The organism is Amycolatopsis sp. NPDC003676 (genome assembly GCF_053587275.1).
The window spans coordinates 1-9,727 of record NZ_JBSFNS010000190.1; the positions used below are offsets into that span (position 1 = coordinate 1).

Below are 9,727 nucleotides of genomic sequence, written 5' to 3' on the forward strand. Positions count from 1 at the left end.
TGGTGAAGTAATGACACGTGGGGGGGGGGGGGGGGAAGGGGGCGTCGGTGTTGGGCGTGGGGGCGTGGGTTGCGGCGCCACCCCCTCAGGGAATCAGATTCCCTCAGGGTTCCCCTCACGACCGTTTGCCTTGCTACACCGTGAGGATCGAGCGCAGGCGGCCGACGTCGGTCATCCGGCGTTCGGCCAGGCGGTCGGCGGCGGCAGCGGGAGGCACGCCATCGGCCTTGGCCAGTTCGTACACCGCCTTCGTGGTGTCGAAGATGGCCGCCGTTTTGCGCTGGGCGCGGGCGAAGTCGAAGCCGTGCCGTTCGTCGTCGACCTGGATTACCCCGCCTGCGTTGACCAGGTAGTCGGGAGCGAACAGGATGCCGCGGTCGTCGAGCAGCTTGTCGACGCCGGGGTGGGCGAGCTGGTTGTTCGCCGCGCCGCAGACGATTCGGGTTTGCAGGGCGGCCACGGTCTCGTCGGTGAGCACGCCGCCCATCGCGCACGGGGCGAAGACGTCCAGCTCGGTGCCGATCATGGTGTCCACATCGGACACCACCTCGACACCGGGGTAGGCCGCACGAGTGCGTTCGACCGCGCTGGGTGCGACATCGGTGATCACCACGCGGGCACCAGCTTCGACCAGGTGGCCGACGAGGATGTGGCCGACCTTGCCGACCCCGGCCACGCCGACGCGGCGGCCGGTCAGTTCGGGGACGCCCCAGACCTGGTCCGCCGAAGCGCGCATTCCCTGGTATACGCCGAAAGCGGTGAGCACGGAGGAGTCGCCGGCCCCGCCGTCCTCTGGGGAGCGGCCGGTGACGTGCCGGGTCTCGCGGGCGACCACGTCCATGTCCCGCACGTAGGTGCCCATGTCGCAGGCGGTGATGTACCGGCCGCCGAGCGAATCCACGAAGCGGCCGAAAGCGCGCAGCAGCGCTTCGGACTTCAGCGTGTTCGGGTCGCCGATGATGACGGCCTTGCCGCCGCCGAGGTCGAGTCCGGCGAGTGCGTTCTTGTACGCCATTCCCTTGGAGAGCGCGAGAACGTCGTCCAGCGCGGCGTCTTCGGTGGCGTAGGGGTAAAACCGGGTGCCGCCGAGGGACGGGCCCAAAGCGGTGGAGTAGATGCCGATGATGGCTTTCAGCCCGCTGGCCTCGTCGTGGCAGAACACGACTTGTTCATGGCCGCTGTGCCGGCCGAACACGCCTTCGGTCACGGTGGTGACTCCTTTGTCTCCCACGCGGCTCGTGGCCGCGCAAATGTGTGAACGGTGCGCACCGGGGAGCGGGGGTTGCCCGCTCACTGGTGCACACCGTCAACCTACTTCGCCGTTCTCCGGGCCACCACCCGCATCCCGAGAGCTTCACCCCAGATCCGCGACAGCTTCCCGAAGTGTGGAAATCGCGGTCTCGAGCTGTTCATCCGACAGATACGGCGCCGGGCCGAACCTGAGGTAATGGCCCCGGCTGTCGGTCCGGACGCCGCGCGCGGCCAGGCGTTCGCACAGCTGTCCGGCGACCGGGCTGCGCAGCGAGAGGAAGCCGCCGATGCCGTCGAGCGGGGTTTCTCGATCGCGGGTGACGACGTCGTCGGGGAGACCGAGGTCGTCGAAGCAGCGGGCGAGCAGTCCGATTTGGTGCTGCGACACCTCGCGCAGGAACTCGGCGGTGAGTCCTTCGTCGGCGAAGAACCGCTGCACCCGCACACCGCGGTAGTGGCTCGACGGGTCGTACGTGGCTCCGGCGAACCGATCGCCTCCGGGTGCGTAAGCGACTTCGTCTGGTCGGCGTTCGTCGGCGAGAGCACCGAATTCCGCGTACCAGCCGGTAATCACCGGGCGCAGTTCCTGCGCGTGCGCGGGAAGTCGCAGGAAGCAGTTGCCCTCGCCGAGTTGCAGGTATTTGTAGCCGCCGCCGAGGACCCACGCGTTGGTGAGGCCCAGGTCGTGCAGCGGGAACGGGACCGCGCCGACCGCGTGGTAGGCGTCGACGACCAGCTCGACCGAGCGGCTCCGGCAGGTTTCCGCCAGGTGCGCGAGGCCCGGCACGATCCAGGACGTCTCGAACAGCACTGCCGACGTGAGCACCGCGGCGGTGCGGTCGTCGACCTGGTCGGCGAGCCGTTCGGCCAAAGTGGCCACGGGCGCGGCGGGCACGCGGACGACCTCGACGCCTTCCTCGGCCAACCGGGTGAGCTGACGGCGCAGAGTGTGGAATTCTCCGTCCGTGGTCACCAATCGCGGCCGCTTCCGCAGCTCGATCGCGGACAGGAACCTCAGCACGAGCTCGTGCGTGTTCTGGCCGAGCGTGTAATCACCGTGCGGATCGGACAGCCACTGCCGGAACCCGTTCCGCAGCTCGTCGGCCTTCGCGAAGGCCCGGCCCCACTTCTCGTCCACCTCCTCCGCGGCGTCGGCGAACGCTTCGCGCAGGCCCTCTTCGGCGACGTCCGGCCAGGCCTGGTGCGAATGCGCGGACAGCAGCAACCGGTCGGCGACACGGAACCGCGAGTAGTGCGGGGCGAGCGCGTTTTCCTTGGCGCGCAAGGATTCCATTGTGGTCACAACCGGCTCCGGACGGCCCACAGGTCCGGGAACATCGGGGTGAACAGGGTGGTGCGCAGGTAGGTCGCGCCGGACGAGCCGCCGGTGCCGGTCTTGTCGCCGATCGTGCGTTCGACCATTTTCACGTGCCGGTAGCGCCATTCCTGCAGGCCCTCGTCGAGGTCGACCAGCGCCTCGGCGAGCACCGACGGGCCGCCGTCGTCCTGGTACACCTTCAGCAGCACTTCCTGCAGCTCCGGCGACGCCTCGATCGGCCGGGTGACGTCGCGATCGGTGGCCACCGGGTAGCCCTTTCCGGACAGATACGTCAGGAACGAGTCGAACACCGACGGACGGCGCATCGCGTCGGCGATCCGGGTGCGCTGCTCGCCGCCGTCCGGGTAGTGCGCGAACACGCGCTCGTCGCGGCGGCCGAGCACCGCCTCCAGCTCGCGGAACTGGCCGGACTGGAAGCCGCTCGACGCGTCGAGGCGGGCGCGGAAGCTGGTGAACTGGCTGGGCGTCATCGTCTCCAGCACGTCGATCTGCGCGACCACCACCTTCAGCACGGTCAGGATGCGGCGCAGCGTGCGGATCGAATGCGCGGTGTTGCCCGCTTCGAGGTTCTCCTGCAGGAACGCGGCCTCGTGCAGGATCTGCTTGAACCACAGTTCGTAGACCTGGTGGATCACGATGAACAGCAGTTCGTCGTGTTCGTCCGAGCGCGTGCGCTGTGCGGAGAGCACCTCGTCGAGCGCCAGGTAGGACGTGTAACTCAGCGCGGCTTGCGTGTCGTCGGTTCCGGTCATCGGGTTCCTCATCTCGTGGACAGGGTTCGGTCGAAGTGGCGCTGCGCGGGTGGCGCGAGCGCCGAATACAGGTCGTGGAACAGCTTGACCGCGGCGTCGCGGGTTTCCGGCGCCGGGATCAGTTCGGACGGCAATTCCGGGTCGAGCGAAGGAAATTCGCGATAGGTGTGCACCAGGCGGGTGCGGACGGCGAACGCTTGCGCGTCGCTGAGATCGTCCGGACAGTCCCCGAATTCGGCGACGAACGCGGCGTAGCGAGCGGACAGTCCGTCGAGGTCCCAGGCCCGCCCGGCGAGCCGGCGCACGTCCAGCGCGGCGGACGGCGTGCCGAGCATCAGCCCGGCGTGCTCGGCGACTTCGAGTTCGGCGAGCACCGCGAGCACCTCGGCCTCGCGGTCGTGCGGGGCGAGCCAGGTGCCGTCCTGGACCGGGCCGAAACCGAGAAAGCGCAGCCGCCGCACCAGCCGTTCGCGGGATTTGCGGCGGGTTTCCGGGATGTTCTGCCACAACACGGTCCAAGTCCCGGCCGGTTCGTCGCGGCGGCCGAGGCCGAAGATCCGCCGGTCGCCGTCGTCCAGCAGGGCGACCGTGCGGGCGGTCAGCGAGTAGTGCACCAGCCTGCCCTCGCGATGCCGGGACAGCAGGCCGCGGCGCACCAGCCGGGTCAGCGCGATCCGGGCCGCGCCGTCGGAGAACCCCAGCTCGTGCAGCAGCGCGACGAGGCCGCCGGACCACACGCGCTTGCTCTCGCGCGGGCGCACGTAGCTGCCCAGCAGCGTCATCACGAGCTCCTGGGGCGTGCGAGCGGGTTCGGTGTCGGGCACGAGGCAACTCTATACACCTCAGCCCGCTGCAGTGTAGCTTTCGGGAGTGAGCAGTTTTTCGGACCGAGTTGTCGTGGTCACCGGCGGCACGCGCGGCATCGGCGCGGCCGTCGCCGAACGGTTCCGCAGCGCCGGCGCGACAGTGCACTCCCCCGGCCGCGCCGAGTGCGACGTGACCGACGAGGCCGCCGTCCGCGCGTACTTCGCCCAGCTCGGACCGGTCGATGTGCTGGTCAACAACGCTGGCGTGTCGTCGAGCGCGCCGCTGGCGAAGACGGGGCTCGACGATTGGCGCGGCCAGTTCGAGGTGAACGCGACCGGCGCGTTTCTGTGCACCCGCGCGGTGTTGCCGGGGATGCGCGAGCGCGACTTCGGACGGATCGTCACGGTCGCGTCGACCGCGGGCTTGGCTGGCGCGCGCTATACCTCGGGCTATACCGCGTCGAAGCACGCGGCGGTCGGTTTGATGCGGGCGGTGGCGGCAGAGGTGGCTGGCACCGGCGTCACGTCAAACGCGGTGTGCCCGTCGTTCGTCCGCACCGACATGACTGCGACCTCGGTGGCCCGGATCCGCGAACGTACCGGCCGCGACGAAGCCGACGCGGAAGCCGCGCTCGCCGCCGCCTCCCCGCTCGGACGGCTGCTCGAACCCGGCGAAATCGCTTACGCCGTGGAGTTTTTCGCCGCCCCGGAGGCGGCCGCGATCAACGGACAGACTCTCGTACTCGACGGTGGAGGAATCCAGAAATGAGCCCGTTCCGCGCCAGTGTCCCGCTCACGAAATCGTGGGAGCACTTCGAGTTCGCTGTGGACGACGGAGTCGCGACGGTGACCTTCGACCGTCCGGAAAAGCTCAACGCGCTCACCTTCGACGTCTACGCCGACCTGCGCGACCTGGTCGCCGAATTGCCGCATCGCGGCGATGTGCGAGTGCTCGTGCTCACCGGAAAGGGCCGCGGATTCTGTTCGGGCGGCGACGTCGAGGAAATCATCGGCGAACTGCAGAAAATGGACACCGCGGAACTGCTCGAATTCACCCGGATGACCGGCGCGGTGGTGAAAGCCATGCGCGAAACCCCGATCCCGATCATCGCGGCGATCAACGGCGTCGCGGCCGGTGCCGGTTCGGTGCTCGCGCTGGCGAGCGATTTCCGGCTGCTGGCCGAATCGGCGAAGTTCGCGTTCCTGTTCACGAAGGTCGGCTTGGCGGGCGCGGACATGGGTTCGGCGTACCTGCTGCCGCGCCTGGTCGGCCTCGGGCGCGCGACGGAATTGCTGATGCTGGGCGACAAACTCCCCGCCGCGCGCGCCGAAGCGATCGGACTGGCGAACCGCGTGGTGCCGGACGCCGAACTGGCCGACGAGGCCACCGCACTGGCCCGGCGGCTCGCGGACGGCCCGGCGCTGGCGTACTCCACCACGAAGGTGCTGCTGACCCGCGAACTCGACAGCGACCTCGGTAGCTCGATCGAACTGGAAGCCATCACGCAGGCGTTGTTGATGACCGCCAAGGACCACAAGGAGTTCTACGCCGCCTGGGCCGCCGGTCGCAGTCCGCAGTGGACCGGCCGCTGATCGTCCGTGAAGGACAGCTGATCAGGCCCTGGTCACCGAGACCTGGAGTTCCGTCACCCAGTCGTCGCGGTTTTCCGGGCACTCCAGGTTGACCTCTCGGGGATAGCCGGTCGACTGGTAGCCGTTGGCGTCGATCCAGCGGGCCAAGGCCTGGGCCGCCGGGTCGATCGTCTCCATCGAACCGCGGTGCACGATGGCCGCCGCTCGGTCCAGCGGCGGCAGGTCGTGGACCCGGACGTCGCCGTCCCGCGGCGGGGCGGAAACCTCGACGGCGGCGTGGACGACGACCTTGCCGTCGGCCTCCGGAACGTCCTCGTAGTAGGCCACGCCGGGTCCGGTGCACACGATGCCCGCCGCCTCCAGCCGCCGGGAAAGCTCTTCGTAGAGCGGTCCGATTACCGGGCCGATGTCCTCGGGCTCGAAACTCGCGGCGATCGCGGTCAGCTCCGCCACCCGCACGGCGGGGACGCTCTTGATGACGACGTCGTTCTCGGGCATGTGCCCCTCGCTTTCGATCGCGCGGAGCCTCGCCTCGACCCGGACCAGCCGGGCCGCCGCTGCCGCCATCGCCGCCTCCAGGTCAGCCCGCCGCAGCCGCAGCATGGCGCCCAGCTGCTCAGCGGTGACCTTCTCGTCGAGGATCTCCTGGACCTGCTGGAGAGTGAAGCCGAGATCCTTGAGCGCGAGGACGCGGTTGAGGCGCGCCAGCTGGGCGGCGGCGTAGTAGCGGTAACCGGTTGCGGGGTCGACGTGGGCCGGGCGCAGCAGTCCGGTCGCGTCGTAGTGCCGCAGCATGCGGACCGAGACGCGGCCGTGCCGGGCGAAGTCTCCGATAGTGAACATGACGTCTTAGAGTTGACCGCCTGACACGGTGTGAGAGTCAAGAAAGCTGATCAGAGGTCCGTGTAGGCGATCGCGTTTTCTTCCAGGGAGCCGAACCACAGCCGTCCGTGGTACTCGCGGATGCCCACCAGCAGGTGGAATCCCGGGATCTCGCCGCGCAGTTCCCGCACCACCGAACCGTCCGGCGTGACCGCCACCGCGCCCACCCGGCGTTTCGGCGCGGGCTGCACCGCGTCCGGCAGAGCGCGCACCGCCGTCCGGACCGCGCGCGGCAGACGGCGCACGACGTCGAGGGCACGGATGCGCGGGCTGGCCTCGGTGATCCAGATCAGCCCGTCCGAACCGGTCGCGATGTTGTCCGGGAAGCCCGGCAGATCGTCGATCAGGACGTCTTGGTCGCCCGCGCGCGGACCGGTCAGCCAGACCCGGCTCACCCGGCACGCGCCCGTTTCGGCAACCGCCACAAAGGATTCGTCGGGCGGCAGCGCGACGCCGTTCGCGAACTGGAGACCGTCGGCGAGCAGGTCGATGTGGCCGTCCGGCGCGCGGCGCAGGAGCCGTCCTCCTGCGGTCTGTTCGATGAGATCGTCGCGCCAGTTGTCGATGCCGAAGCGACGCGAGGAATCCGTGAAGTAGACCGTGCCGTCGGCGGCGACCGCGGCGTTGTTGCAGAACACGAAATCCAGCCCGGCACCGGACGTCGCGAGGGTTGTGGTCTCGCCGCCGGCCAGCGGCATGGTGAGCAACCCGGCGCGGGCGTCGCAGATCAGCAGTTCGTCGTCGCCGTACAGTTCCAGTCCCAGGGGACGGCCGCCGGTGTCGCCGATCAAGTCGATCCGCCGCCCGTCCGGCGAAAGCCGCAGGATCCGGCCGTCGTCGACGCCGGTGTAGACCCGGCCCTCGGCGTCCACGACCACATCTTCCGGACCGTGCCCGTTCACCGGGACGACCGTGACCTCACCGAACTGCACGCCGGCCTCCTACCGGTAGCTGAGCAGCCGCGCGTTCTCGCCTTCGAGATGCGGATGCTCGTTGAAGGACAACAGGTTCACCCCGCCGCGACCGGACGTCAGCTTCGTGATTCCGGTGTTCACGGTGACGCGGTTCAGCTTCAGCAGCCCGGGCCCCGGCGTGCCCAGCAGCGATCCGGCGACCGCGCCCAGCACCCCGCCGGAGGTGAACACGAGCCCGTTTTCGCCCTTGCCCAGCGAACCGGCCAGTTCCGCCAGCGCCGCCGTGCAGCGGCCGAGGAAAGCGGGCCAGCTTTCCGCGCACGGGCCGGTGTCGCCGGAGTCGACCCACGCGGTCAGCGCGGCGTCCAGCAACCGCTGGTACTCGCGCGAATCCTGTTGCGGCGCACCGCCCGCGTGGTGCGCCGCGATGTCGACGTGGTCGTATTCGTTCCAGCGTTCGTCCTCGATCACCGGCACGTCGCAGCCGAGCACCTTCAACGCCGTCGCCGCGGTGTCCCGCTGGCGGGCCAGCGTTCCCGAGCGCACCTGCGCGAACTCGACTCCGCGCCGTTTCAGCTCCGCACCGACCAATGTGGACTGTTCGAAACCGAGCGGCGACAAGGCATCGTAATCCGCCGCGCCGAACGACGCCTGCCCGTGCCGGATCAGGTAGATCGCACCCATTTACGCCCGTCCCGTCAGGAAAACATCCGCAGCAACCGGCCAGGGGCCAAGCGTACCGCGAGACTCAGCGGCACCCAGGGCCACGAAGGCACGTACGCGCGCTTCGGCTCCGCTTCGATCGCCTTGACCAGCGCATGCGCTCCGGCTTCGGCCGACACCATCAGCGGATTGGGTTTGGTCGAGCGCGCGGTCATCTCGGAGCTGATGTAGCCAGGCCGGATGTCGGTGACCGTGATGCCGTGGCTGCTCAGCTCCAGCCGCGCGCCCTCGGCGAACGCGGAAATCCCTGCCTTCGACGCGGAGTACGCGGTGAGATTCCGGGGAAAACCGCGCAGCGCCATGAACGACGAGATCACCGCGAGGTGCCCGTCGCGCTGCTCGCGGAAGATGCCCGCCGCCGCCTCGATCTGGGCCACCGCGCCGACGAGGTTGGTTTCGAGGGTCTGCAGGTTGGCGTCGAACCGGCCCGCGCCGACCGGCTGTCCCTTGCCGAGCCCGGCGTTGACGATCACGCGGTCGAGCCTGCCGAGCTCCGTCCGGAATTCCTCGAACACGTCGAAGACGCGCGCGTGGTCGGTCACGTCGAGCGCGCGCGTCGCGACGGTGATGCCCGGGTACGCCTCGCGCAGCTGCGCGGCCAGGTCGTCGAGCCGTTCGGTGCGCCGGGCGCACAGCGCGAGATTGCGGCCGCGAGCGGCGAACTGCCGGGCCATTCCCTCGCCGAGACCGGAGCTGGCTCCGGTGATCAGGATGTTCTGCCGCAGGACCATGCCCGGAGCCTACCCGCTGGTAACCAACCGGGTGCTCCTGCGGCTCACCTCGCCGCCCACCTCCGCTCGGCCCGCTCCCGGCTGCCGGGAATCAGCCGGAACAGGAGCTTCGGCACCGCCCCGAAGAAGTAGTACGTCTTGCCGTCGACCTCCAGCGCGTGCTGCGCTTTGCCCGCGGGCGCCTTCCCCGCCGGCCCCAGGCTCAGTGCGAACGCGCACTTGCCGTCGAACTCCGGCTCGGCCATTTCACGCCCCCGGCGGGGGAAGGATTTCCAGCACGTCGATCGTGCCGATCTCGGTGTGCGGATGCCCCTCGAGAAGGCCCCGCACCGCGTCCGCCGAATCGGCCTGCACGATCGAATACCCGCCGATCGTGCCGTCGCCGCCCGCGGTGGGCGCGCCGCCGTCCACCACTGCGTCGCCCGCTTTGGCGAACCACGCCATCCAAGCCTGCATCCCGGCGGCCTGCTGTTCCGGCGTCGCCTGGGCCATGCGCTCCGCGGCCGACTGATCGGCGCGGTAAAGCAGAAGGAATTTCGCCATTCCGATCACCTGCGATCGAGGGAAACCGCCCCGCTGACGGGGATCGGGCTCATGGTCTGCCGCTTCGGCCGCGCGCGCAAGCCAGGCTCGTCCGGCGCGGATGACCGGTGGCCCGGCTGCAGCGGATCAGCTCGGAAACCGAAGCGCTGCAGATCATGCAGGCCTCGCCGTACGGGCTGTCCGCGGCTGTGTA

12 protein-coding genes are annotated in these 9,727 nt (G+C 69.4%); 2 read left to right on the forward strand and 10 right to left on the reverse strand.

The window, feature by feature from the left end:
- Positions 1-133: 133 nt before the first annotated feature.
- The 4 genes from ACWDNU_RS43870 to ACWDNU_RS43885 all read right to left on the reverse strand — a co-directional run bounded on the left by ACWDNU_RS43870 (position 134) and on the right by ACWDNU_RS43885 (position 4,124).
- Positions 134-1,207, reverse strand: coding sequence for a Glu/Leu/Phe/Val dehydrogenase dimerization domain-containing protein (locus ACWDNU_RS43870; RefSeq protein WP_449673202.1), 1,074 nt, complete (start codon positions 1,205-1,207; stop codon positions 134-136).
- Between the two features lie 147 nt (positions 1,208-1,354).
- Positions 1,355-2,554 carry a kynureninase gene (locus tag ACWDNU_RS43875; RefSeq protein ID WP_449673203.1) on the reverse strand — a complete coding sequence of 400 codons (1,200 nt, stop codon included), beginning with the start codon at positions 2,552-2,554 and terminating at the stop codon, positions 1,355-1,357.
- Entirely contained in the window at positions 2,551-3,342 is a 792-nt protein-coding gene (locus ACWDNU_RS43880) for a tryptophan 2,3-dioxygenase (RefSeq protein ID WP_449673204.1), read from the reverse strand. The genes ACWDNU_RS43875 and ACWDNU_RS43880 overlap by 4 nt, the downstream gene beginning before the upstream one ends.
- Before the next feature lie 8 nt (positions 3,343-3,350).
- Positions 3,351-4,124, reverse strand: a complete 774-nt coding sequence (locus ACWDNU_RS43885) for a PaaX family transcriptional regulator (RefSeq protein WP_449673207.1) — start codon at positions 4,122-4,124, stop codon at positions 3,351-3,353.
- A gap of 88 nt (positions 4,125-4,212) precedes the next feature.
- Here ACWDNU_RS43885 and ACWDNU_RS43890 point away from each other — a divergent pair, with 88 nt between their 5' ends.
- Together ACWDNU_RS43890 and ACWDNU_RS43895 are read left to right on the forward strand one after the other, a co-directional pair.
- Positions 4,213-4,917, forward strand: a complete 705-nt coding sequence (locus ACWDNU_RS43890; protein WP_370935281.1) for an SDR family NAD(P)-dependent oxidoreductase — start codon at positions 4,213-4,215, stop codon at positions 4,915-4,917.
- Positions 4,914-5,741, forward strand: a complete 828-nt coding sequence (locus ACWDNU_RS43895) for an enoyl-CoA hydratase family protein (protein WP_449673205.1) — start codon at positions 4,914-4,916, stop codon at positions 5,739-5,741. Before ACWDNU_RS43890 ends, ACWDNU_RS43895 begins: the two co-directional genes overlap by 4 nt.
- Positions 5,742-5,762: 21 nt before the next feature.
- On the opposite strand, the gene ACWDNU_RS43900 is transcribed toward ACWDNU_RS43895, so the two are convergent.
- Genes ACWDNU_RS43900 through ACWDNU_RS43925 form a run of 6 tightly spaced genes read right to left on the reverse strand, consistent with a single transcriptional unit; the run spans position 5,763 to position 9,534 of the window.
- Positions 5,763-6,584 carry a MerR family transcriptional regulator gene (locus tag ACWDNU_RS43900; protein WP_449673206.1) on the reverse strand — a complete coding sequence of 274 codons (822 nt, stop codon included), beginning with the start codon at positions 6,582-6,584 and terminating at the stop codon, positions 5,763-5,765.
- A 50-nt stretch (positions 6,585-6,634) separates the two neighbouring features.
- Entirely contained in the window at positions 6,635-7,555 is a 921-nt protein-coding gene (locus ACWDNU_RS43905; RefSeq protein ID WP_370935279.1) for an SMP-30/gluconolactonase/LRE family protein, read from the reverse strand.
- A 9-nt stretch (positions 7,556-7,564) separates the two neighbouring features.
- Positions 7,565-8,221 carry a histidine phosphatase family protein gene (locus ACWDNU_RS43910; RefSeq protein ID WP_378397332.1) on the reverse strand — a complete coding sequence of 219 codons (657 nt, stop codon included), beginning with the start codon at positions 8,219-8,221 and terminating at the stop codon, positions 7,565-7,567.
- A 14-nt stretch (positions 8,222-8,235) separates the two neighbouring features.
- Positions 8,236-8,991: an SDR family oxidoreductase gene (locus ACWDNU_RS43915; protein ID WP_370935277.1), complete on the reverse strand. Its 756-nt coding sequence runs from the start codon at positions 8,989-8,991 to the stop codon at positions 8,236-8,238.
- 44 nt (positions 8,992-9,035) lie between these two features.
- A complete protein-coding gene (locus ACWDNU_RS43920) occupies positions 9,036-9,236 on the reverse strand; it encodes a hypothetical protein (RefSeq protein WP_370935276.1) in 201 nt (66 codons plus the stop codon).
- Position 9,237: 1 nt separating this feature from the next.
- On the reverse strand, positions 9,238-9,534 hold the full coding sequence (locus tag ACWDNU_RS43925; RefSeq protein ID WP_370935275.1) for a YciI family protein: 297 nt from the start codon (positions 9,532-9,534) through the stop codon (positions 9,238-9,240).
- Between the last annotated feature and the right edge of the window lie 193 nt (positions 9,535-9,727).